Origin of the sequence: Paenibacillus sp. V4I7 (assembly GCF_030817275.1) — a bacterium.
Classification (GTDB): domain Bacteria; phylum Bacillota; class Bacilli; order Paenibacillales; family NBRC-103111; genus Paenibacillus_E.
In genome coordinates this window covers 3437157-3461423 of sequence record NZ_JAUSZD010000002.1, presented here as the reverse complement: position 1 = coordinate 3461423, position 24267 = coordinate 3437157, and the positions used below count along the sequence as shown (strand labels likewise).

At 43.1% G+C, this 24267-nt stretch carries 27 protein-coding genes and 1 riboswitch; of the genes, 20 read left to right on the top strand and 7 right to left on the bottom strand.

Annotated elements, in window-relative coordinates; all coding sequences use genetic code 11:
* Positions 1-53: 53 nt before the first annotated feature.
* Together QFZ80_RS17075 and QFZ80_RS17070 are read right to left on the bottom strand one after the other, a co-directional pair.
* Positions 54-452: a hypothetical protein gene (locus QFZ80_RS17075; RefSeq protein ID WP_307545170.1), complete on the bottom strand. Its 399-nt coding sequence runs from the start codon at positions 450-452 to the stop codon at positions 54-56.
* A gap of 90 nt (positions 453-542) precedes the next feature.
* A complete protein-coding gene (locus QFZ80_RS17070) occupies positions 543-1790 on the bottom strand; it encodes a sensor histidine kinase (protein WP_307545171.1) in 1248 nt (415 codons plus the stop codon).
* Between the two features lie 214 nt (positions 1791-2004).
* Here QFZ80_RS17070 and QFZ80_RS17065 point away from each other — a divergent pair, with 214 nt between their 5' ends.
* From QFZ80_RS17065 to mgrA, 9 genes are all read left to right on the top strand, one after another.
* Entirely contained in the window at positions 2005-2181 is a 177-nt protein-coding gene (locus QFZ80_RS17065) for a hypothetical protein (protein ID WP_307545172.1), read from the top strand.
* Between the two features lie 113 nt (positions 2182-2294).
* On the top strand, positions 2295-3305 hold the full coding sequence (locus QFZ80_RS17060; RefSeq protein WP_171688207.1) for a 2-oxoacid:acceptor oxidoreductase family protein: 1011 nt from the start codon (positions 2295-2297) through the stop codon (positions 3303-3305).
* Positions 3306-3339: 34 nt separating this feature from the next.
* Positions 3340-5643: a thiamine pyrophosphate-dependent enzyme gene (locus QFZ80_RS17055; protein WP_307560148.1), complete on the top strand. Its 2304-nt coding sequence runs from the start codon at positions 3340-3342 to the stop codon at positions 5641-5643.
* Positions 5644-5713: 70 nt separating this feature from the next.
* Positions 5714-6007, top strand: a complete 294-nt coding sequence (locus QFZ80_RS17050; protein ID WP_307545174.1) for a hypothetical protein — start codon at positions 5714-5716, stop codon at positions 6005-6007.
* Between the two features lie 119 nt (positions 6008-6126).
* A riboswitch (cyclic di-GMP riboswitch) is annotated at positions 6127-6214 on the top strand.
* Between the two features lie 165 nt (positions 6215-6379).
* The gene (locus QFZ80_RS17045; RefSeq protein WP_307560146.1) at positions 6380-7333 is read left to right on the top strand and encodes a C40 family peptidase; all 954 of its coding nucleotides are present in this window, start codon (positions 6380-6382) and stop codon (positions 7331-7333) included.
* 106 nt (positions 7334-7439) lie between these two features.
* Positions 7440-8033: a ribonuclease H-like YkuK family protein gene (locus QFZ80_RS17040; RefSeq protein ID WP_307560144.1), complete on the top strand. Its 594-nt coding sequence runs from the start codon at positions 7440-7442 to the stop codon at positions 8031-8033.
* A 147-nt stretch (positions 8034-8180) separates the two neighbouring features.
* Positions 8181-8687, top strand: coding sequence for an ADP-heptose synthase (locus QFZ80_RS17035; RefSeq protein ID WP_307545177.1), 507 nt, complete (start codon positions 8181-8183; stop codon positions 8685-8687).
* Between the two features lie 24 nt (positions 8688-8711).
* Positions 8712-9740: a phosphotransferase gene (locus QFZ80_RS17030; RefSeq protein ID WP_307545178.1), complete on the top strand. Its 1029-nt coding sequence runs from the start codon at positions 8712-8714 to the stop codon at positions 9738-9740.
* 567 nt (positions 9741-10307) lie between these two features.
* On the top strand, positions 10308-11297 hold the full coding sequence (gene mgrA, locus QFZ80_RS17025; protein WP_307560142.1) for an L-glyceraldehyde 3-phosphate reductase: 990 nt from the start codon (positions 10308-10310) through the stop codon (positions 11295-11297).
* A gap of 3 nt (positions 11298-11300) precedes the next feature.
* Here the strand turns inward: mgrA and xerS are convergent, their stop codons facing one another.
* The gene (gene xerS, locus QFZ80_RS17020; RefSeq protein ID WP_307545180.1) at positions 11301-12383 is read right to left on the bottom strand and encodes a tyrosine recombinase XerS; all 1083 of its coding nucleotides are present in this window, start codon (positions 12381-12383) and stop codon (positions 11301-11303) included.
* 205 nt (positions 12384-12588) lie between these two features.
* Here xerS and QFZ80_RS17015 point away from each other — a divergent pair, with 205 nt between their 5' ends.
* The 7 genes from QFZ80_RS17015 to QFZ80_RS16985 all read left to right on the top strand — a co-directional run bounded on the left by QFZ80_RS17015 (position 12589) and on the right by QFZ80_RS16985 (position 18158).
* The gene (locus QFZ80_RS17015) at positions 12589-13092 is read left to right on the top strand and encodes an RNA polymerase sigma factor SigV (RefSeq protein WP_307555437.1); all 504 of its coding nucleotides are present in this window, start codon (positions 12589-12591) and stop codon (positions 13090-13092) included.
* Between the two features lies 1 nt (position 13093).
* On the top strand, positions 13094-13969 hold the full coding sequence (rsiV, locus tag QFZ80_RS17010) for an anti-sigma-V factor RsiV (RefSeq protein WP_307560140.1): 876 nt from the start codon (positions 13094-13096) through the stop codon (positions 13967-13969).
* A gap of 64 nt (positions 13970-14033) precedes the next feature.
* Positions 14034-14378, top strand: coding sequence for a hypothetical protein (locus QFZ80_RS17005; RefSeq protein WP_307560138.1), 345 nt, complete (start codon positions 14034-14036; stop codon positions 14376-14378).
* Between the two features lie 299 nt (positions 14379-14677).
* Positions 14678-15697, top strand: a complete 1020-nt coding sequence (locus QFZ80_RS17000) for an ABC transporter ATP-binding protein (protein ID WP_307545183.1) — start codon at positions 14678-14680, stop codon at positions 15695-15697.
* A complete protein-coding gene (locus QFZ80_RS16995; protein WP_307545184.1) occupies positions 15672-16475 on the top strand; it encodes an ABC transporter permease in 804 nt (267 codons plus the stop codon). Before QFZ80_RS17000 ends, QFZ80_RS16995 begins: the two co-directional genes overlap by 26 nt.
* On the top strand, positions 16459-17304 hold the full coding sequence (locus tag QFZ80_RS16990; RefSeq protein WP_307560135.1) for an ABC transporter permease: 846 nt from the start codon (positions 16459-16461) through the stop codon (positions 17302-17304). The genes QFZ80_RS16995 and QFZ80_RS16990 overlap by 17 nt, the downstream gene beginning before the upstream one ends.
* Positions 17305-17390: 86 nt before the next feature.
* Positions 17391-18158 (top strand): DUF3892 domain-containing protein, encoded by a 768-nt coding sequence (locus QFZ80_RS16985; RefSeq protein WP_307560133.1) that lies wholly within the window; start codon positions 17391-17393, stop codon positions 18156-18158.
* 374 nt (positions 18159-18532) lie between these two features.
* On the opposite strand, the gene QFZ80_RS16980 is transcribed toward QFZ80_RS16985, so the two are convergent.
* The 3 genes from QFZ80_RS16980 to QFZ80_RS16970 all read right to left on the bottom strand — a co-directional run bounded on the left by QFZ80_RS16980 (position 18533) and on the right by QFZ80_RS16970 (position 20363).
* Positions 18533-18814 carry a hypothetical protein gene (locus tag QFZ80_RS16980; RefSeq protein ID WP_307545187.1) on the bottom strand — a complete coding sequence of 94 codons (282 nt, stop codon included), beginning with the start codon at positions 18812-18814 and terminating at the stop codon, positions 18533-18535.
* Between the two features lie 132 nt (positions 18815-18946).
* Positions 18947-19810 carry an AraC family transcriptional regulator gene (locus tag QFZ80_RS16975; protein WP_307560131.1) on the bottom strand — a complete coding sequence of 288 codons (864 nt, stop codon included), beginning with the start codon at positions 19808-19810 and terminating at the stop codon, positions 18947-18949.
* Positions 19811-19943: 133 nt separating this feature from the next.
* The gene (locus tag QFZ80_RS16970) at positions 19944-20363 is read right to left on the bottom strand and encodes a DUF3995 domain-containing protein (RefSeq protein ID WP_307564149.1); all 420 of its coding nucleotides are present in this window, start codon (positions 20361-20363) and stop codon (positions 19944-19946) included.
* Between the two features lie 614 nt (positions 20364-20977).
* Between QFZ80_RS16970 and QFZ80_RS16965 the strand changes: the two genes are divergently transcribed.
* The 4 genes from QFZ80_RS16965 (at position 20978) to QFZ80_RS16950 (ending at position 23546) form a co-directional block, all read left to right on the top strand.
* The gene (locus QFZ80_RS16965; protein WP_029195001.1) at positions 20978-21181 is read left to right on the top strand and encodes a YwbE family protein; all 204 of its coding nucleotides are present in this window, start codon (positions 20978-20980) and stop codon (positions 21179-21181) included.
* A 24-nt stretch (positions 21182-21205) separates the two neighbouring features.
* Positions 21206-21457, top strand: a complete 252-nt coding sequence (locus tag QFZ80_RS16960; protein WP_307545190.1) for a YolD-like family protein — start codon at positions 21206-21208, stop codon at positions 21455-21457.
* A 149-nt stretch (positions 21458-21606) separates the two neighbouring features.
* Entirely contained in the window at positions 21607-22518 is a 912-nt protein-coding gene (locus QFZ80_RS16955) for a tyrosine-type recombinase/integrase (RefSeq protein WP_307564146.1), read from the top strand.
* A 104-nt stretch (positions 22519-22622) separates the two neighbouring features.
* Complete coding sequence (locus QFZ80_RS16950; RefSeq protein ID WP_307560128.1) at positions 22623-23546, top strand: S66 peptidase family protein; 924 nt, start codon at positions 22623-22625, stop codon at positions 23544-23546.
* A gap of 49 nt (positions 23547-23595) precedes the next feature.
* Here QFZ80_RS16950 and QFZ80_RS16945 read toward each other — a convergent pair whose 3' ends face one another.
* On the bottom strand, positions 23596-23898 hold the full coding sequence (locus QFZ80_RS16945) for a C40 family peptidase (protein WP_307564144.1): 303 nt from the start codon (positions 23896-23898) through the stop codon (positions 23596-23598).
* Between the last annotated feature and the right edge of the window lie 369 nt (positions 23899-24267).

Below are 24267 nucleotides of genomic sequence, written 5' to 3'. Positions count from 1 at the left end.
TGTGAGAAAAGATTCATTTCTTTTCACCCTTGCTTTTTTGTTGTGATGGAGCTCTAAAATATAGTTATACCGATGCGCTGCATATATTCAGATATGGCTTTGAGCATACTCGGGTGGATGGGAATAATGATATCGGTTGGACCTATTTCGAACAGCCCGCTGCGGTTATGGACGGTAGCTGCTTGGACATAAATGCGGAAGTAATCAGAACCCGGAGCTACATGGGTGAATTCCCGATTGGCTGATCGCAAGTTTACGAAGGTGACCGCTTTGAGAGCAGAATGATCGTATGGAATAATGCTAATGATATGTTCCAACTTGAAATAATAATTAATGTGGGGTTTGTGAAGGATCAACTCTTTGGATGAGACAGTAAGACCGAAATCCCTCTTCTTATGCGACATTTTCAAGTCGCCCTCAAGTGATTTAATCGGAATGAAATCTGAATTCATAGTAAAAGCCCTCCTTACCAGTCATGATGAACGCATGTCTTAACAGAATAGCACAGATCATCAAGTATGTTAATGGAGGTCTCTGGGTGTTCAATTTTGCTGAAATAAAATGGAGCATTGGGTGCCTTGGTTTAAATTACTGGAGAAGGAGATCTTCCCGTTCATCATTTTGATAATACTCATTACCACAACGAGCCCAAGTCCAGTCCCTTGTTCTTTGGTCGTGTAGAATGGCATGCCAAGCGAATTTAATTGCTGCTTACTCATTCCAACGCCAGTGTCAGAAATAGAGATTTGAACAGCATTAGGCAGCTTACAGGTGCTTAATGAAATCTTACCGCCGTTAGGCATGGACTCAATCGCATTTTTAACAAGATTCATCAAGCATTGGCGCAGCTTTTTGGATTCTCCTAGGATGTAAAGGGGATCCTCATTTTCATGACTAATATGGATAGCAACTTGATGATCTGTAGCAAATGGCGAGATGAAACGCAGCATAGCTTCTATCTCTTCTTTGAGTTCTAATTGTTCCTGTAAGTTAGATGACGGCTTGGCATAGTTTAAGTAATCACCTAGGAGGGCATTTGCTTGATCCACACCTGACAATGCAAGGTCGACATAACGTTTGTGATCGTTGAAGGATAGCTCTTTCTGATCCAGCAACTGAAGAAAGCCTCTTGTAGATGTGAGAGGATTACGTATTTCATGAGAAATGGTGGCTGCAAATTGGCCGAGCATTCGATCCTTTTCCAATGCGACAAGTCTTTGTTTGTGAATCTCATGCTTTTTCACAAAAAATTGTAAGTATGTAATCATCCAAAGAGAGAAAAAGGATAAAATTACGGTGTATGCAGCATACAAGCTTATAGGAGATCGTATGTTCAGCGCTAAAAGCGCATACAATACTACGTACACGAGCAGCATACCCGTTGCATAAGCGAATTTCATCTTGAGTATAGGTTGATTTGTCCTATTTCTAAAGAGAAATCCACCTAATAGTAAAACAGCACTGCTTATTAGAGCGGGTTGCCAATAGTAATTCAGGACGACCATACAGCCTATGTTAAATAAGGTCCAGGCAATAAAAGCTGGTATAAATCCGACAAACAGAATCACAGCAATCAAGCTGATCGGAAACAAATGGAGGGAATAAATTAAGGGATCAATGTCTTCAAATTTCCAGTACAAAAAGATGAGTACGATCAAAATAAGAGCAAATAGAGATCTACGCTGATGTTCTTTGTAAATGAAAATAGGGGTAAGAACTAGATGGATTAATATAGCACTCATGATGTAGAAGAGACCATGTAGTTCATTGGAAATGATTGAATGGAGCAAATGAAATGCCATCCTTTCCACTGTCCGACAGTATCTTTATTATTTCTACATTATCTCACATAAACTGACCTTATCAAGGGAAAAAGGCCATTTCGAATGCTAAAGATTTGATAAAGACTTATGGTGTTATTCCTATAAACCGCTGTATAATAAAGGAACACAATGATGCAAGCGTTTACAATCTAAGTTGGTTGTCAAACAAGGAGAGATGAGGATGCGGGCGTGCTCACAGGTTTGCGGTGTTGTCTTTAATCCGATTGATGATGATTATGTGGACGTATGTGCGGATTGTGAGGATGCCGAGAAAGATAATTCTGCTCAAGACGAGAATGAAGAGCCGAAAAGTTACTATTTGGGAGGGTGCGGCCTCATAATTGATTATTTACTATGAATGGACCCTTCAAAAAAAGGTTGATTACCAGAGATTTCTTGTTACAATGAGAGTAGATTTACTATTCATACTATTCATTCTTTATGCAGTTCATTTTTGAAAGGAGACCTGGCATGGTAACTTTACCTAAATTGAACGATCTCGGGTTTTTTGAGATTAGACTGGAATCCATCGGTGGGCTTGGCGCGAATCTAGCGGGTAAGATGCTGGCGGAAGCGGGAGTCGTTGGGGTGGGTTTGAACGGGGTTAGCTTTTCTTCCTATGGTTCAGAGAAGAAAGGATCGGCAGTGAAAGCACATATAAGGTTTTGTGACATGGATACGCGAATTCGGGATACTTCTCCGGTCGAACGACCGCATGTTGTGGGTGTTTTTCACGAATCGCTTTCCAAAACTGTAAACGTTATCAGTGGCATCTATGAAGATAGTACCGTACTTGTAAATTCGACAAAAACACCGGATGAGTTGAAGGAAAAGATGAAGCTCCGGGGAGGTACCATTGCCGTTATCGATGCAATTGGAATCTCGCTAGAGGAGAAGAACCGCGTGAATATGGCGATGCTTGGCGCGCTGTTCCGGTTGTGTGATTTCCTTGATCCAGATGTCATGAGAGGCGTTATTCGTAAATCATTAGAAAAGAAATATCCGCTTGCTGTAGCACCAGCCCTACGAACTTTTGACCGTGGTTACAATGAAGTTAAGTTCCAAACGTATGCGCTTCCCGAAGGGGAGACGATGCCCGATTTCGTTCGTTTCGATACGCCAGTGCTTGGCTATGAAACGCAGTCCATTGGTGGTGTCATTACGAATCCTGGGAACAGCATTCTGAAAGATTTAAGCATTTCACGTGCGGGGATGATGCCGCATTTCCATGAAGATAAATGCATTCACTGTGCTTCCTGCGATAATGTGTGTCCGGATTTCTGTTTCGTTTGGGATGAACTCCCCGACAAGAAGGGGCGGCCTCAGATGTTCTTACAGGGGATCGACTATCAATACTGTAAAGGGTGCCTTAAATGTGTACAAGCTTGTCCGACCGAAGCGCTCGTAAGTGAGCGGGAAGAGGATGGTTATGCGGACTTAAATCGCATGCCGCATCGATTCAATCTAGCTGTAAACTCTTAGAGAGTATTTATGGGAGAAGGGTGGAACTACTCGCATGTCCATTGATATCAAGAAGGAATTAGGGCAAGCCAAGGTCGAACAGCGCATTGTATATGAATCAGGTAACGAGATGGCGGCATATGCGGCTCATCAAATTAATTATCATGTTATGGGATACTTTCCGATATCTCCATCTACGGAGGTTGCCCAATTTCTAGATCTTATGAAGTCCAACGGACAACATGATATCGTGCTCATTCCAGCAGATGGTGAACATGGTTCGGCTGGCATATGTTATGGCGCTTCAACTGCTGGCGGCCGCGTATTTAACGCGACAAGCGCCAACGGTTATTTGTACATGTTAGAGCAAATGCCGGTACAATCGGGGACACGCTTTCCCATGGTAATGAACTTGGTATGTCGCTCTGTATCTGGACCACTGAATATTCATGGGGATCACTCCGATTTATACTATGCTTTAAATACAGGTTGGCCGATTGTGATGTGTCGGGACCCGCAAGCGGTCTATGATATGAATATCATAGCTTTAAAGCTGGCTGAGGATCCGGAAGTGCGCTTGCCGGTTCTGGTTGCTTCAGACGGCTATTTCACGTCCCACCAAAAGCGTAGAGTACAAACGTTCGCACATCGTGAGGATGTGCATGCTTTCGTCGGAGAGAAGCCACAGGGCTTCCCGGATACGTTGGATCGTAATAATCCGATTACCGTAGGTCCTTATATGAATGAGCCGGATTATATAAATAACTGCTATCAGCAGTCCATGGCCATGTATAACGCCGAAGGTGTTTATGATCGTATTCGGCAGGAATACGCGGAGTTAACAGGCCGTGATTATCCGATTCTTGAGCTATACCGCATGGAGGACGCGGAAGTCGCCGTGTTCTTGATGAATTCGGCTTCCGAAATCATTAAGGACGTCGTCGATCAACTCCGTGAGAAGGGTATTAAGGCCGGATCGATCGCGCCGAATATCATCCGACCATTCCCGGCAAAGCAGATCGCTGAAGCTTTGCAGCATGTGAAGGCGATCACCGTTGGCGATCGCGCGGATTCCTATGGCGGTCATGGCGGCAATATGGTCAACGAAATTAAAGCGGCGCTGTTCACACACGGGAACAGAGATACGCTTGTCATAAGCCGAATCTACGGCTTAGGTGGCAAGGACTTTTATGCCGAAGACGGGCATAGTTTGTTCCAATTTGCCATTGACGCTGTACAAAGCGGCAAGGTTGAAGTTCCCTTCGATTACTACGGCCACACGCCAGGTGATCCTTCGAAAGCGCCGAAGCGGGTGTTGACGCCGATGAAGTATGAGGATTTGAAGACGGGACTCATCACGGTAACGCCGGATGAGAACTCAGGCAAGCTGAATGTGCGTATTCCGCCACTGCGAGCACTGACGAAGAAACCGAAGCGTATTGCTCCGGGGCATGGCGCTTGTCCAGGTTGCGGTATTTTCTCCGGCTTGGAACTGTTTTTCAAAGGGATTGAAGGCGACATTGTCTCGATCTTCCACACAGGCTGTGCGATGGTTGTAACGACGGGTTATCCGTATTCGGCTCACAAAGCGACCTATATTCATAATCTGTTCCAGAACGGCGCAGCGACCCTCTCAGGAGTTGTGGAGATGTTCTGGGAGCGCAAGCGACGTGGCGAGCTCGACCATTTGGGTTTGAAGGACGATTTCACCTTCGTGATGATCACTGGTGACGGCGGAATGGATATCGGCATGGGACCAGCAATCGGAGCGGCTTTGCGCAATCATAAAATGATTATTCTCGAGTACGATAACGAGGGATACATGAATACGGGTGCGCAGTTGTCTTATTCGACGCCAATGGGTCATCGTACATCGACTTCGAACGTTGGGAAGCACCAAGGTGGTAAAGTGTTCCATCACAAGGATACCGCCCAAATTATGGCCGCTACCCATATTCCGTATGTATTTACGGGGTCGGAAGCGTATCCGCAGGATCTTGTGAAGAAAGCCGCGAAAGCACAATGGTACGCTCAAAATGAGGGATTGGTATATGGAAAAATTCTCATTGCCTGTCCGCTGAACTGGCTGTCGGATGACCAGGAAGGCTCCAATATCGTTGGAGCTGCGGTAGACTCCTGCTTCTTCCCGCTCTATGAAGTGGAACACGGGGTTACATCCATCACATATAACCCGGAGGATAAGAGCAAGAAGATACCACTATCGGATTGGCTCAAGACGATGGGGAAAACGAAGCATATGACGAAGCCTGAATATGAGGGTTCCCTGAAATCATTCGAAACGGAAGTCGAGCGTCGTTGGAATATGTTAAAAGCCAAGCATGAGAATGCTTATTTATAAGTCGTCATCATAAAAAATGAAGGCACATTCACCTCCGTGGTGAACGTGCCTTTTTATCGGAGGAATGAAAATGCCCTATGTGTTGCAGCACAAAATATCGCAGCAGATTTTCACATGCACACTTGTCAATCACTACGGTTTAGCCTATTATGGCGTTAAATTTTGGCCGGATTTAGAAGAGGCTGAGCAGCAGTTTCCTGCTTTTCTGCACAACATAGGGGAAATGGAGCCGGATGCTTGGCAGGTGACTGAGCTCGAGGAAGGGGAAATGAAGCTCTGCAATGTGAAGTTGAAAAATGATCCTAATTTACAAGTGTTTTGGACACATACACGAAAACTGGAAGTCCGTAAACTGGAAAAATAAACCTTAGCGTCAATAGGTACGCAGACACTATGATATCGACAAAGAATCGCAACCTTTCGCCTATATTCGTGAAGAACCCCCTCAAACTATAATAAGATGCGAAAGAAAAAATTAACATCACAACGAAATGGCAAACCGAGCGAAAGCTAGGGACGCAAAGCTTTAGGGGCTCTCGTGCCAAAGGTACAGTGCTAGCCAGCTGCCGAATGCGATAGGACCCATCTACAAGAAGAGGATGACCCAGCTGAGGCAAACGGGTCATCCTTTTTACGATGTAGAGGAGGTGTCAGGTTCAAATAATCCATTTCGCCAGTTCGGTTTTACGTGACTCAAACGCAGCAAGAGCGATATCAACCTATGGAGGTAGAGACGATGAGAAAATGGACGATGGTTATCGGAATGCTTGTTTTAGCGCTTACTTTTGTAGTCCCTGCAGCCATTCAGGCAGAAGAGGGGGTAACAACAAAGGCTCAAATTGTTTCGGGGGTAAGCTTCAGAGATCAAGCTAGTACTTCAAGCAATGTTATACGTTTATTGAAAACAAACGAAATTGTTACCGTCACAGACTATGTAACGACGAATTGGTATAAAATCAAGGATGCGCAGGGCGTAAGCGGCTATGTTTCGACGAATAGCAGATACATAAAAATAACTAGTAATGCGGAAATCATCTATGGCGTAAACTTTCGTACACTTCCAGCAACCGAGCCCGGCTCCAAGATTATTCGAATGCTTAGTAAAGGGGAAGACTTCCTCGTTATAGCAAAAGTCAACGACAGTTGGTATCAAATTCAAGACGCCAATGGAACTAACGGGTATGTAAGCACAAATAGTAAATACATAAGCACGGATTTCTCTGTCATCAAACCCAATCTACCTCTCGCTGAAGAAATTGAAGCTGTTATTGCAGCTGGCCAAGTTTACTTAGGCACACCTTATGAGTTTGGTTCGGTACGCAATGACACCACGACCTTTGATTGCTCGGATTTCATTCAAACGATGTTCTGGGATGCTCTAAGATTCTCCGTACCAAGCGATTCACAGGCACAAGGCAACTATGTTAAATCGTTAGGTCCTGTAATTCAGGAGTGGACAAATTTGAAACGTGGAGATCTGATGTTCTTCAGCAGCTACAAAGGGAGTAGAGAATCAGATTATGATAACGTGAACGTTCTTACAGAGCCGATCACGCATGTTGGACTTTATTTAGGAAATGGGAATATGCTGCATACGTATTCTGTCGAATCCGGCGGAGTTCGCACAGATACGATCGCTGGGAAGCAATGGGAAAATCGATTTTTGTTCGGCGGCAGTGTTTTACGATAAGTGATGGTTCGATCATAGGAGTTTTGCCATATACTATAGATAGGGGCGGATGCAGCTTCAGCATCCGCTTCTTCCTCATTCTAAGAAGAAAGGAAGAACCTTATCTTTGAAACCTTTGACGACGACCCATCCACTGGAATTTCGGAACACAACGGAAAGAGGACTTAACCTAGATACCGTACACGAGCGTATTCTACAATTCATGCGTCACGACCCCGTAGCAACCTACAAATTTATTATTGGTACGGATTGTCAGGTACACACAGGTCATACGAAATTCATTACCGGTGTAGTTATCCAGCGGTTAGGAAAAGGAGCGTGGGCGTGTTATCGTCAAGTCATCGTTCATCGGGCCCTACATTCGATTAAGGAAAAACTTTCGATGGAAACTGCTTTGAGTGAAGAGATTGCCATGTATTTTGATGAGTCTAAGCGACAGGATATGGAAAACATTATTCTTCCACATCTGTATCAAGGTGCTTCCTTCGACATGTTTATTCATATTGATGCTGGTGACGATGAGAATAAAAACAGGACTGCAAAATTCGTCCAAGAAATGGTGCGGAGAGTGGAATCTGTTGGTATGGTTCCTGTTATTAAACCAGATTGTTATGTAGCTTCGGCCTATGCCAATCGGTTTTCGAAGAAGCCGTATCAGCCAATTTATGAGAATCACGAGGTCATCGATGGCATCCTATAAGAGAAATCGAAACCGTTAGTTCGAAGTGGTCACCACGATCATAGGAACTGACGGTTTTGTTTAGTTTAGAAGGTTGTGAAAAGAGGATTCCTCAGCTTCTTAGCGAAATAATGCTTTTACAAGGTTAGAGAGAAAGGGGAGAACAAGATGAGCAAAACATTTATAATCGAAGCCGTTATGCTAGCGGTGCATGGTCAGTTAATGCTGCCTGGGCAGCCTGTTACTTATGTGATACCTTATACCAGCATTCAGGAATTATACGAGCTTCAGACAGGCTCTGAGCCGATCATGTTAGAGGAAGAAGACGATGGTTTCGTGAAGCAAATGATTGGTGAGCTGATTGCTTTCTTCGAGGAATCTTTTAATAAGAAAAAAATTGAAAAAGCGTTAACTGTTCCATGGCGGAAAAGCCCACCTTTGCCAATTAATGAGCATGTCACCTTGATGGTTGTTTTTGCAATTGACAATGAGGAGTATGGGGACAATTTTGACCCGATTGAAACCGAATTAATTCTAACGGCGATCAAAGAACAGGCTGCTTTGTTAACTGACCAGTTAGATTTCATTGAACGTATGGTTCAAGCAGGAATTCCAGTCGAAGCATATGACGTAGAGGATTTTGAATTTGCGGTAGAAGGTGACAATCAGGTTTAGGAAGAGGAGTTGAGGAAGGCAATTATGCGTGTCAAAGATCAAGAGGAGCAATTAACCTCACTACCAACTTACTGGTTTCCAGCTCAAACATGGTCCATGCGTGTTGGCGCGGGAGGTATGAATAATACAACTCGGTTCGTAGACGTGGAAGGTACTTCCTATGTTCTTCGATTGTACGAAACTCATCGTGACATGGACAAAATTATGTTCGAACATAGTGTTCTTTTGGCACTAGACAAAGAAAAAGATAAACTTCCCTTTCGTGTACCTGTGCCAGTGGAGCTCCCAACTGGGGGGACTGTTGTTCGCTTAGATGCAAGCGAAGGCAAATTGGCTGCCTTATTTACGTATACAGATGGCTGTAATCCTACTTGGGGGAGTATGCATCAACTGCTGCAGTTCGGAGAAGCTGTTGGAAAGCTGTCTTCTGCTCTGGCTGCGATTACCATGGAACTTAAACCTGTCTACCCACCTTATTATGAAATTGAACATATCCATCCCCGCTGCACACCAGATGCGATTCAAGAGTTCTGTCTTCATCCATCAGAACCATTCAGGATGCAGCGCGATGAGCTCTCCTATATATTTGGACGATTTGCTGCTTTTTATAAGGCTATTCCTGACCTTAGAAAGCTTCCTCATCAACTCGTTCATGGTGATATCAATGGGTCTAATATGCTGGTTAATGACGAGGGTCAAATTACGGCCGTACTTGATTTTGAGTTCGTAACTCAAGATGTTCGAGTGATGGAGCTAGCGGTCTGTTTATCAGATCTTATCGATCCCACCCTACCGTCAGAAGAATTGCGACGCAATTGTACTGCCTTCTATAAGGGGTATGGCCAATCGATTCATTTGGGAGAGGAAGAAATTGTGTTGCTGCCTCTTCTGATCGAGCTTCGTAGGTTGGATGTATTTATTCATTTTCTAGGAAGATATTTAGATGGTGTGGATGCTCAAGGCGTGCTCGTTGATATTATTCATAACACGTTTGACAAAACGGAGTGGCTGGAATTGAATGGCTCGGAGCTTGTGCTTACTTTGCTCAAATAGCATAAAGATAGGGGTAATCGTACAATCGATACTTCTCTGGTTGGAATACCATATAACACCAATTGAAAAGGTGGTGTTTAGGTATGCCTAAAGGTGTTTATCTGGGCAACAATGTTCTCGCTCCTAACTGTGGTCGTTTCTGTCGTAATGTGTGCAATCGATTATTTGTAGTTGGGCGAAATCAATGTATTGCGGATTGTCTGCGGTGTGGTGGATTACGCGGAAGCGCAAAGTCCACTGTGAAATCAAAAGGAAAAATGGCTCACAAATCAAAACGTAAATGTAACTGCGGTTGTGGCAAATGTAAATAATTTCGAAAAAACTGTCGAAGGAATTCGGCAGTTTTATTTCTGATTGTAGGCAAAATAAAAGCATAACTAACCTAGAGGTAAGTAAGACACGTTTTTTTTAGTTCTTTTTTTGTTGCCTCGGTTAACCTATACTAATACTTAAGAAGCCAGTTTAATGGTGAAACTTTGGTAGATGCTTACGAGATAAGTTATCTACGAAAACATAAGTGGATGCTTACGAAGTAAGTTTTCTACGAAAACTCTGAGGAGGACAAAAATGGTCTATCAAGCAAGCTCAACGCGTTATGCAGAAATGAAATATAATCGTTCAGGTAAATCGGGACTTAAGCTCCCGGCCATATCATTAGGTTTGTGGCACAATTTCGGTGGATTAGATCTCCATGAGAATGGAAGAGCTATGCTGCTTCGCTCTTTTGACTTAGGGATTACCCATTTTGATTTGGCTAATAACTACGGGCCGCCGCCAGGGTCAGCTGAGGAAATGTTTGGTAAGGTGTTAAAAAGCGACTTGGCCGCGTATCGTGATGAGCTGATCATCTCAACCAAAGCGGGTTACCACATGTGGGAAGGTCCTTATGGAGAGTGGGGTTCCAAGAAATATCTAGTATCCAGCTTGGATCAAAGTTTGAAAAGAATGGGATTGGAATATGTAGATATTTTCTATTCACACAGACCGGATCCGAATACGCCATTCGAAGAGACAATGGCTGCCCTGGATTTAATAGTTCGTCAAGGTAAAGCGTTGTACATAGGGCTATCCAATTATACGGCAGAGCAAACGAAAGAAGCAGTAACCATTCTGAAAGGTCTGGGAACACCGCTGCTGATTCATCAACCATCCTACAGCATGCTGAATCGTTGGATTGAGAATGGCCTGCAGGACGTGCTGGATGAGTTTGGTGTAGGCAGCATCGCGTTTTGTCCGCTTGCACAAGGCCTGCTGACGAACAAATACGTGAGTGGGGTGCCAAATGATTCTCGCGCGGGCGGGAAGAGTCAATTCCTGAACACGAAAGATATTACGGAAGAGAAACTTGCACAAATTAATCAACTGAATGAGATAGCGAGCAGTCGTGGCCAAAGCCTGGCGCAAATGTCGCTTGCTTGGGTTCTCCGCGGCGAGCGAGTAACGTCAGCGCTGATTGGTGCAAGTCGTGTGTCTCAAATTGAAGAGAACGTAGCTGCACTCAAAAACCTAGCATTCTCTCCAGAAGAATTGGCTAAAATTGAAGAAATCCTGAAGTAATCTTCAGGATTCCAGCCGTTTATCAATCGCTTCGGACATTGTTTTATCCGTGAGATGCGCATAGATTTGTGTTGTTTCAGGGGAAGCATGGCCGAGCTGCTCTTGTGTTTTGTACAAGTCATTCTGTAAGTAATAATCTGTGGCGAACGAGTGCCGCAGCTTATGAACAGATAGGTAGGGCTTGCCGAAGCGCTTGGCATACTTGATAACGAGTTCTTGGATAGCCCGTTTCGTCATACGTTCGCCCTCTTTTTTGCCATTTGCGATGGCAAGGAAGAGGGCTTTTTCCTTTTTGAGCGGCTTATAGCGAGTTGAGCGGATGTTGATATAGTCCGTTAGAGCTTGAATAGCTTCATTACGGAAGTAAACGGGAGTTTTGAACGTGTCATCATTCTTACCTTTACGATATACATAGGTAAGCTTCTTCTTAAGGTCAATATCATCGACGTTCAGATTGAATACTTCCGATACACGAAGCCCCGAATTAAGTATGAGAGTAATGATGCAAGTATCTCTTATTCTATTCAACTCGTAGGAGTAGAGAGCTTGCTTATTGGTAGCTACATCGTGCTCATAACCATGCTGTACATACGCAATAAATTCTACAATTTCCTCTTCTTGGAGCAGCTTGCCCTCGAGCTTTGCGGCACTGTCCTTGGGCCTATGCGATCGTTTGATCTCTACTTTGGCCATCACATTCCGCTTCAGAAGCGGGTAGAAATTATCGTCCTCTGCAATTTGGCTTAAATAATGGAATAAGGAACGTAAAGCGGAAAGCTTACGGTTAATCGTGGTTTTCACATTAGCCTGAACTTTACGAGTAGCTAGGAACATGCGAAAGTTATCAACGCTATCCATATGTAATTTCTCCAAATCCTCCAGAGGAACTTGGTTCATAGAGGGAGCAGAACTTAATCCTTCGGCCAGCAGCCAGGATAGAAAGATTTCGTAATCACGCACATACTCAAGTAATGAGGATGGAGAGAGGTCTGGCAGCTTATAATTGATAAATTTCTCAATATACCAAGGCATAGTAGGGATTCTTTTTTCTAATTCAAGGCGATCTTTAACTTTAATAATGTTCATAGGTAAATGTCACCTCACTAGCTTCTTCTTGCTGTTAGTATAGCAGTGGGCAAGGGAAATTGGTAGAAGAAGGTCGATTCGAAGCCTCTGACCCTGTGCTATTATGTAGTGTACCAAACTATTCTACGCACTCGCACGTCCTAGCTCATACAAGACCAAATCTTATACGCGCGTAGAAAAAGGAGCGTCTTTTAACCTCATGACGATGAATGGCAAGTTAGAAAAGTTGCTGATTGCATGTATAACAGAACATAAAGAAAATGTTTATCGATTAGCATATAGTTACGTGAAAAATTCGGAAGATGCCCTCGATGTCGTTCAAGACGCCATACATAAGTCTTTTGCCTCAGCTTGCTCTCTGAAAGACACCGCATCCATAAAGAGCTGGTTTTACAGGATTGTAGTAAATACTTCATTGGATTTCTTGAGGAAGCATAAAAAAATTCAAGTCGTTGATGATATCACGATGGAATCGTATGCTCAAGGCAGTGAAGATGCCTATCCTAATATTGATCTGGAAAGGGCACTAGATGATTTGCCGACAATCTATCGAAGTGTGATATTACTAAGATTTTTCGAGGATTTGAAGATTGATGAAATCGCCGAGGTTTTACAAGAAAACAGCAGTACGATAAAAACACGGTTGTATCAAGCCCTCCGATTACTCCGGATTAAAATGATCGACGATAAGTTAGAGGAGGTCAACTAAAATGAATGAAAAACTAGAACAAATGAAACAACACTATATGGATATTCCGATTCCAAAAGAACTGGATTTTATTGTAAACCAAGCCATTAAGCAGAATAAGAGAAGAAAAAGCAATGTTAATTGGGGATTTGCAGTTGCGGCGGCGGCTATCTTGTTTGTCACAGGTATCAATACCAGTCCTACTTTGGCCCATGCTTTGTCTGAGGTGCCTCTCGTTGGTGACATCGTTAAGGTGCTAACGTTTAGAGAATATAAGTTCAACGATGGAACCTATAAAGCTAATTTAGAAGTGCCAGTTATCACGAATTTGGATAATAAAACCTTGGAAGATACCCTGAATAACAAATATCTAGAAGAAGGCAAGAAGTTATATACTGATTTCATCATTGAAATGGAAAGTATGAAGCAAAGTGGCGGCGGTCATTTAGGGGTAGATAGCGGATATGTCATTAAAACTGATAATGATCAGATCCTCTCAGTGGGAAGATACGTGGTAAATACAGTCGGATCCTCCTCAACAACATTCAAATACGACACAATCGACAAGAAGAAACAATTGCTCATTACTTTGCCAAGTTTGTTTAAAAATGATGATTATATTGATGTTATCAGTGAAAATATTAAGGAGCAAATGAAGGAACAGATGATGCGGGACCCGCAGAAGATTTACTGGGTTGAGGGTGTTGCTAATGAGGTAAATTCATACTTCAAAACCATCACGATGGATCAAAACTTCTATATCAATTCAAACGGTCAACTTGTTCTCTCTTTCCAAAAATACGAGGTTTCACCCGGTTATATGGGTATTGTAGAATTTATCATTCCGACTCCCGTGCTGTCTGATACTTTGACGATGAGAGGCGAGTATATTCATTAGGAATAAAAAAAGGAACATTTACTAAAATTAATCGGGTATGAAAAATTCAGCTGGGGGTATCTCTATGCAACAACAAACGCCGCAACAAAATCAACAAGGCTTTGAGCAAATTAAACAAGCTGCCCAAAAAGCTGAGCAAGCTGCTGAACAAACGCTGCAAGTTGCTCAGGATATTTATACACAGGCGACTGAAGCTGCATTGTCCGAAGCAGAACAACAGCTGCAGGATCTTCAGGGACAAATTCAGCAAGCCCAGCAAAAGACGGAAAGTTTAAAACAAGAATTACAAACGACACAAGAATCTCAAGAATCTCAACAATCTCAAGAATCTCAACAGTCTCAACAATCTCAACAATCTCAACAATCTCAACAATCTTCGCAATCTTCGCAATCTCATCAAACCCAATAGCGCAACGAAAGAGGGTTAGCGTAAAAAGTCTGTGCATCTGCAACAGGCTTTTTTTTGCTTGGATGAGTCGCAAAAAAAGTGTTGTCTGTACATGACATCATGTGTTAATATGTGGAAAATAAACGGAAGGGCTTCTAGGGATCCGAACCTACAAAGGTGGCGAACCGAGCGAAGCCGACACGGATACCTGACGTGTTACACCGTAAGGGATAAAAGACCTTCGGAAAGTTCCGCCTGTTTAGGCGAAACGGACTGAGGTCTTTTTTGCTTTACCGAAATAAAAAGTGGAGGGAACAGAGATGGCATCGATCCGTGTGGACCAATTGGGGAAATCCTTTCGACTCAAGAAAAAAGAAGAAGGCTTTATGGCGAGTGTAAGGACACTTTTAAAGCCGGAGTATGTAGACAAGTCAGCTGTAGAGGGGATAACATTCTCCGTGGATCAGGGGGAAACACTTGCCTTTCTCGGACCGAATGGTGCCGGGAAATCCACGACTATTAAGATGCTGACAGGCATTCTTCATCCTACAACAGGCCAGGCTGAAGTTCTAGGCTGCTGTCCATGGAAGGAGCGGACGAAGCTAAGCTATCGAATAGGCTCTGTCTTCGGGCAAAAGTCGCAGCTTTGGTATCATCTGCCACCCATCGATACCTTCGAGCTAATGAGCCGTATTTACGAGCTGCGGCGCAGTGAGTATATACGCCGGCGTGATGATCTCATCGAGAGATTTGAACTTGGACCCTATTTGCATACGGCAGTCAGGAAGCTCTCGCTAGGCGAACGGATGCGCTGTGAGATCGCTGCTTCCTTGATGCACCGCCCGCAGGTGCTGTTCCTTGATGAACCTACGATTGGACTAGACGTTGTCGTTAAACAACGAATACGCGAGCTTATTCTAGAGTTAAAACGTGAAGAAGGAACAACTGTGTTTCTTACGTCCCATGATGCTGGTGATATTGAGCGGCTATGTGACCGGGCGATTGTAATCAATCACGGCAGGATTGTCTTCGATGACCGAGTCGAGGTGATGAAGCAGCAGTTTTTGACACAAAAAACAGTCCGCCTTGTATTGGGAGAGGAGCCCGATTCCCTAGAAATTGTCGGGGTGAAAGTACTCGAACGAAGTGGTGTAAGAATTGTTCTTTCCGTCGATATGAGTCAAACAACGATTGAAGCAGCGCTGTCCCAGATCATGTCTGAGCACCGGATTATCGACGTTACGGTTGAAGATCCACCGATGGAGGACATCATCACACGTATGTACGGGAGCTTCGGAAAGGAGGAGAAAGGACATGAACAACTGGAGAAAATCGGTTAAATATGTCTTTATCGGCAAAATCACACTTCGCAATCAACTTGCTTATGTGGCTGATTTTCTTATCCGCTCGTTGTTTCTGCTGTTGATTCTTTATATTTTTCTTCAACTATGGCAGGCAACGTTTCATGGCGAAGGAACGGAATCTATAGGAGGCTTCAGCTTCAAGCAGATCATGTGGTATCTCGTAATAACGGAATCGATGATCCTCGCCTGTCCAAGTCTCTGCACACGCGTAGAGGAAGAAGTGAAAAGCGGGGATATCGTGTTCAAATTCGTCCGTCCTGTTAGCTTTGTCGCCTTTCACTACGTCGAATATATGAGCGAAGCTGCGATGCGGTTTCTCGTCAACGCGGCGATTGGCGGTTTGTTAGGTTTGCTCATTATTGGTCCGCCTGATTTTGGTTATGGGTTACTATGGTTGCCAGTTGTGGCTTTGTGCGGTTTCACGGTTAATTTCATGTTGAATATGGTTTTAGCGCTAAGCTCTTTTTGGGTGGAGGAGACACGAGGGCTGGAGTTCGTATACAACAAATTTCTATTCACGATTGGCGGCATGCTGATGCCTCTGGAGTTATTTCCCGACGTGCTGCAGCAGGTAGGTCGTTGGCTGCCGTTTCAAGCCATTGTCTACATCCCGGCCAAGACAACCGTGACCTTTGATGCAGTTCAATTGCCAAGAATGATCTGCACACAGCTGATATGGGTTGTTATCATTGGCATAATTGTCTCATTGGTCTATAGAAAAGGAGTGAAAAAGCTCAATGTTAATGGTGGATAGCCGCAAATTGACACCCATTAGTGAATTTGAACAGCCAGGTAAATTCAGGCGTTTACTTCGTTTCGTCTGGCAATGCTGGAAACTTAATCTTGCTGGCGCCATGGAGTTTCGGATGAGCTTCTTTCTCACGGCCGGTATGATGATTATCAATAATGTGGTTTGGATTGTGTTCTGGGGACTTTATTTTGGCCGATTTCCTGTATTGAATGGATGGGAACTACAGGATGTGATGATGCTCTGGGCTGTAGCGGCTGGCGGCTTCGGCGTTATGGCTACGTTTTTCGGTAATGCGATGCGCATTTCGAATCTGATCGCAACCGGACAGCTTGATATTTATTTAACGCAACCAAAGCCAGTTCTGCTTCATGTTCTCATTAGCCGCATGTCGGTAAGTGCAATTGGGGACGTCTTATTCGCACTTTTAATTTATGTCACTTTTGGAGATAAATCGATGATAGGCTTTCTTAAATTTGGTCTAGCGCTGCTGTTATCGACGCTGATTTTCTTATTTTTCACGGTTATTGTGAACTGTCCTGCGTTCTGGTTAGGGAGTTCAGACGGGTTGAGTTTTCAGCTATATAATGGGCTTCTGACATTCACCACATATCCAACGAGCATATTTCGGGGGCTAGGTAAAATCGTACTGTTTACGGTGTTGCCGGCAGGGTTCATCAGTTACTTGCCAATTGGGTTGTTACGACAGGTTGACATTCCTTTTATATCAGGTGCCATAGCCGTGACAGGCCTGCTTTGCTTGGGAGGTATGTATTTGTTTTACACAGGACTCCGGCGATACGCTTCTGGCAATATGATGGGGCTTCGGCGTTAATTGGGTTAATAGGGATAAGTTGCATATAGGTGACGCATGCTATAGGTGGAAGCCGCTTTATAGAATTAACAAAGGAGCTGATATCTATGGCGCGACGCCGACGTGGACAACAACCGATGCAGCAACAGATGCAGCAACAGATGCAGCAACAGATGCAGCAACCGATGCAGCAACCGATGCAGCAACAGACGCAACAACCGATGATGCAACAGATGCAACAACCGATGATGCAGAATCAACCGTTTGGTATGACGAATACACAGCTTGAACCATCTCAAAATTATAGCAATGCGGTCGAACCTATCCATAATGGGAATTTTGCATGGAATGGTCAACCGATTCCAACGCAGATGTACCAGCAAGCTGGGCAAAGCGGGCAGCAGTCATTTATTCCCCAAGCTCGTAACAATGGAACTCAGACATCCGAAGGTGGAATGCCAGTTCCAGGTTCTTCAGGCAACATGAATGCCGAATATGGCCAGCGAAACACGGGAATCAACAATGCGGATGCGAGAAATGTAGGCTTTCAAGGGGGATATACAGGCTATGGTGCCAATGGCCAACCAACCCAATATGGCACTTTTATGCGGGATGGAACGCAGTATGGTGCAGGTCCACACACGATAGACCCCAATAAAGCTATTATTCAATCCGTCCATTATGGAGATGGCGGCATTAGTGCGGTTCAATTCCAAGATGGCAGGGTGGTTGATATTGCGAATGCCATTGCCATGACAGAAGCAGGACTGATTGAAGATGTGAATACGGGCAGGAATCGGGAAGGTCAAAAAACGCTAAGATCTTATCCGGATGGCGATCCAAGCAACAATTTATCTAATTTACCTCGTTTTTAAAAAGCTTATCTGAAGCAGTTTGCCCTGGTGCAAGCTGCTTATTTTATGTAGAATACCCGATAAGCGCCGAAAGGCGCTTACAGCCCGTCGCTCCGCGTAAGTCTGATCGCTAAGGTTTAGGTCTGTATCTGAGTTTTCACAAAATTAGCCCATCTCATAGAGTACCGGCAATTTTAATATAGAGGTAGAAAATCCTAGCCTTTCTTCATCCGCGAAATGTATGCATTAGTCAAAGGATTTGAGGCGGAGCCTCAGTTTTTTTTTTTGCGAAGAGGTATTCCCAAATGAAAAGGCTACCGTTACAGACGGCAGCCTTTTTTGCTCTAGTGTTTAAATGAACTCATATAATAGCATTCTTTGAATGCGGATACATTTTACTTTTTGAAATCTGCCAGATACTTGAGAACAAGTCCAAGTGCGCCGATGTAATAAGAAATTAACAATACGAAGCCTGTTGGATCAAGGGACATCATGTTGGAAATTAAAAATAATGGGAAAACATAGAACAGCATATCTTGCAGATAAGTCAGAATCAGAGTGCTGGAGAAGCTTCCAGCTTTGAGTGTTTTATATAAGCCTAGTAAAAAGCTAAGCCCCATAAAACCAAGAACTACCCACATCGAATAGAGCATCCAACCCGTAAGTGTAAGTGTCATTTAGATTCACCTCCCCGTAGGAAGATTTTCTTTCTACTTTATCATATGCTGTCATATGACAAGTCGTACTAGGACGATACGATTATTTTATATAAAAAATATGTTTACATAATTATAATTATGTAAACATATTTAAAGCTGCATATTGTTTCGATAAATAAGGGGGGAGACACCGACGTATTTCTTAAATAAACGTGAGAAGTAAAAAACATCTTTATAACCAAGCGAATCTGCGATCTCCTTTATGGTATCGTCTGAATTCAGCAGTATGTTTTTAGCTGCAGCCATTTTCAAACGGTGAATATAGGCTCCAAGTGGGTAGCCGGTATATTCGCTTACGATCCTCCGGAGAGTGGAAAGCGACATATGGTGGCGTTTTGCGATAAGCGCCGCGTCAAAGGGCTGGAACAACGAATCACCGAGATCGGCCATGAGATCAATCAATTGCTGAGTTTTTGTCGTTTCTGCCGGTACTTGATCTTTTAGAATAAATTCAAAAAGCAAGGATTCAAGCAGTAAGGAAGCACGGTCGATATTATCGGGTACACCGCTTTCCATGAGAATAAAGATGCGTTCGATCCGATTGTGCTGGGCGGCATCTTCATGCCCAACCTGCTTCGCCAAATCCACATGTGTAAGCCAACTACTGAGCCAATCCGCAATACGGCTTCCCTCGAATGTGAAGTAATACTCATCCCAATAACCGTCTGCATCAGGTCCATAATTATATACAGCTCCTGGTCGAAGGAAAAACAGACTGCCGCTTTCAATGTGTTGAACAGCGCCGTCATCGACTTGATAGGAGCCTTTTCCACCGGCAATATAGACGAAGGCCCATTTGGTAAATTTTGCATGAACTCGAAATGATATACGGCCTGGAAGATGCCCAACAGCGAGGATAATCAAGGATTGCAGCTTTAATTTACTGGAATCAATAGGCAATGAAATGATCCGAAGCGGATAAGGACTGATCATATAGTCCATGAATCTTGGCATATCGTATATTCCCTCCGTGTAAGCTCCATGGTATCGTTGATAAAGTGTGAAAAGCACCTTTTTAATTGAGAAAAAGGACAACAAAAATTTGATGTAGTATGGCTTAAAAAAAGTGATTGCTTGAAGAGGCGAATTAGTTATAAATGAGCGTGAAATAAAAAGTGAAGCAAAGCCATAAGCAAAGCGGTGTGAACAAAAATGTATCATATGTAGCGAAACGAGTCTGTTTGACCCTCTTGAATAAACCCACATATTTAAAATCCCCAATTGCTCGGAGTCCAAATACGAAGACACAAAGCCAACAGCCCCATTGAACCCATGGAAATGAAGGGAGGACTGGAAGTAAGCCCCCTTGAATAGACAGTAGCAGCGCACTGCTAAATAAGAGAATGGCTACGATTAAAGTGGCTATTGGGCCAGGTTTAAACGTCTGTTCTCCTAATCCGCTTGTAGCAGGGATAGCAACTCTGCTTCCCCACTGACCACCAAATGCCCAGAACACATGTAATCCTCCGATACAAAATAAAAGGAAAACAGAAATTCCACTGATCATCATCCTTGAATCACAACCTCTCGGGAACGAATGCCATCTCTGTCATTATTTTAACTGAATTAAGCTGTTTTCAATAGGAAAAAGAGCGAAATGATGGAAAAACGTCATCAGAATGTGGGTTTTATATGAATTAGTCACATTAAATATTAATATCATTAATTATCATTTTGGCACCTTTGAAGTAAGATTATCGTGCTTTATGTAAGATGAAGCTTTTCGAGTGCCCAGATTTTAACTTTTAACTTTTTAGCATAATGGAAAAGCGGTGGTGTATCTGGCAACTGGATCCCAAAGGAGTTAGGGAGGGTATTGACGTTGATTGAAGCTTCAGCCGATTGTAAGGGCCATGGGACATAGAATGGGCCAATGAGCAAAGAGTAAATCATTCCAGATTTGGCGCATGATCCATGACTTGTCAGGTAACGGCCATGATCGGCTCATAAGTGGTTCTCTTTCTGTGTTCACGACTTCGAAATTTATAATGTAGGTTAATCGTATTGAATTAGTAAGGTGTTGTAAAGGGTTTTGCAAATGTACGCAACTTGATGGGGAATGGGGGAAAACTATGGTATAATAAAACACACAATTGAAAGAAAGCAGGCGACTTACACAGCATGAATGGCCAAAATCGCAAAGATGTGATTCCAGGTATTGAAGTAAATATTGTTTTGAAGCAAGACCAACGTAGCGGGAAGTTAACGCGTGGAATTGTCAAAGATTTATTAACGAACTCGCCTACCCATCCGCATGGGATTAAAGTAAGACTTGCAGATGGACAGGTTGGACGTGTCAAAGAAATATTATCGCCGGCAAGGTGATTTATAATCCAGGGGGAACGTGAGATGGCCAAGGCAAAAGTAGCAAAAAGACCAACGCGGGATGAATTTGTATTGGAAGAGATCGGTAATCAATTGTCCGAAGCGAAGCAGGAGAACTCCGAGATTGTTCTGACGGTTTGGGGGCGTGAAGAACGTGTTCGAGGGATTATAGCGACAATGGATTCGCGGACCGGTAGAGTACATATGGAAACGAATGGTGAAATTGATAAAGTTCCATTCATGGATATTATGAAAGTCGAATACCCACGGGATTAAGACCAGAAAAACGGTTAATAAGGTTATTCTGCTGTTTATTACACGGGATAAGCACTAATTGACCGTTTTTTGCTGTCAAAAAAATTGCACTAAATCTATATTTAACGCAACTTAGATTGTAACGGACGGAGTGAATAGGATTGGGGCAAGTGTACGAGTATGATGATGAGTATTTGGAGCTATTTGACTCATGGATGAAAGATCAGGGATTTACGAAACGAACACAACAAGCTTACTTAGGGGATGTTCGGTTATTCCTTTCCGGCGTTGAGAAATCATTGCCAACGATTGAGGCAATTGATATCATGCGCTTTTTGACAAAAATGCGACAGGGCGGGGCAGGGGATGCCGCGCGTAATCGCTATTTATCTTCAATTCGGACATTTTTCGCGGCACTGATCGAACTCCAGATTGCGCAGAGCAACCCTTCACTAAACGTGAAGAAATCGAAGGTCGAGAAAAACCAAATTCCTACGTTTCTCAGCGAACAGCTGCTTGCTGTGTTTTTACAATCGATTGAGGGAAAGTATCAGATCCGGAATGTGGCCATGTTTCTATTAATGAGTTATGCAGGTTTACGTGTAAGTGAGCTGCATCGACTAAACATTGCTGATTTCAATCGTTCAACGAGTACGCTGCAGGTGTTCGGCAAAGGACGAAAATGGCGTGTCATCCCTCTTCCTGCCGAATTGGTTAAAGTTCTGAATAAAGCATTAATGGAACGAATGGATACAAGGAGCTCGGCGGAGCAGCCTTTTTTTGTTTCTCAATTTGGCCGGCGAATTAGTGTTCGTATGATTCAAACGATTGCAGAGAAGCATTTCGAGGTGCTGAAGAAGCAGTATGCCGAACTACAAGGGAAGTCGATCTCAAGTCACAAGCTTCGCCATACATTTGCCACGATGCAGGTTCTGGCAGGGACGGATATCCGAACTTTGCAGGAATTACTTGGCCATGCGAGCATCCAGACCACACAGATTTACACCCATGTGGGAGATAAACAAAAGCAGGAAGCAATGAACAGGGTTTCGGCGTTTATTCCGGTAGGGATGGGGATATAGAACGGTTGAAGTAATAATTAGTTCGTGTGAAGCATATAAGGCAACAGAGAGATTACAACGTAGATCCAATATTGAATAAGTTCTCTTTGGTAGGAGGCATATGTATGGCTATAAAGCCCCCCATTTTACAAAGGGGTGATACCATCGGAATTGTTACTTTAGGAAGTCCGCTTGATGCAAATATGATTGATGAAAGAATTCGAACAATTGAAAATATGGGATTCAAAGTAGTGGTGGGGAAATATACGTATGCTTATGGTGGCATTGTTGCCTCAACAGCACAGCAGCGTGCTGAAGACCTTATGAGTATGTTTGAAAATCGCAGTGTGAAGATGATATTACCTACAAGAGGAGGGACAGGGGTCAAAGATATTTTGCCGTACCTAAATTATACGATTATAAATAACAATCCCAAAATCGTAACAGGATACAGTGATATCACGATTTTATTAAATATCCTGTACCAATTTTCCAACTTAATTACTTTTCAAAGTCTATTATTAATTGACTTTAGCACGAGCACACCAGCGTATAACTTCAACCAGTTTTATTCAGCTACATCAACCCTCAGCAGCCCAAGAGTGATTCAGAACCCACCCGGCATGCAGATGACCGGCCTGATTAAAGGAAATGTTAGAGGTCCAATCGTAGGGGGGAATATCGCTTCATTGGTTGATACACTTGGAACTCCATACGAAATTGATACAGCTGGAAAAATATTGGTCCTAGAAGAGACACACGAAGCAACGAATGTGATTTACCGATATTTGACTCATCTGATCATGGCAAGGAAATTTCAAGATTGCGTCGGTGTGGTCATGGGGCAATGCACGAATTGCTCCATTTCTTATTCTACGACTTATAACGACTTGATAAATGGGGTAATTGCTCCTCTAGGAAAACCTCTCATGACCAACGTAAGCACAGCTCATGGGTATTATAAAGCGGCAATCCCCATTGGAGCGAACGTAAACCTTGATACATACAATAACAGGCTTACTGTACTTGAACCAACGGTAAAAGCTTAGAGCACTTTTTGCACATAATCCCTTGTCTAGAACGAAAAAAAGCCGGTGATCACCGGCTTTTTCCATACGAGTTAATTAAAACGACGCGCACCCAATAATGTGCATCATAGTAGGGAGTACCAAAGTAAGGGCTAATCTTTACTTCCCTCGTTCCCATGGTACCTACTTGAAGAACTTTGTTATCTCCAAGAAAGATAGCTACATGGGAAACTCCGCTTGTATAAGTTCCTTGTAGAAATACTAGGTCTCCTTTACGCAGATTGCTTTTATCTACTGGCGTTCCTAATTGACTCAACAATACTGACGAATAAAGAAGGTTAAACCCGTGTTGGTTAAATGCATATTGTAAGATGATTTATGTAGTTACATAAATATTCTATCAAAATGAAGAAATAGAGAATATGAACAAATTATAGATAAATGTGAAGCGGGGCTATTTGCATATCATTTGTTTACATAACATATATTATGTAGTTAACAATTCAGGGAGTCTCAAAAAGAACAACTAGCTTCCCCAAGTATGATAAAGAAACGAGTAGGGGGATCCAAATTATATCCATGCTGCGGGGGTTGTTTTATTAGTTGTTTTACACTATGTCAAATGCAGAGTCTAATTTTGGAACACTTTGTATAATGTAAATCGTCATAGAAGTAATATAATATAACATATACAGTAATCATACATTACATTTACATGACGCAATGATAAAGTTCAAATGAG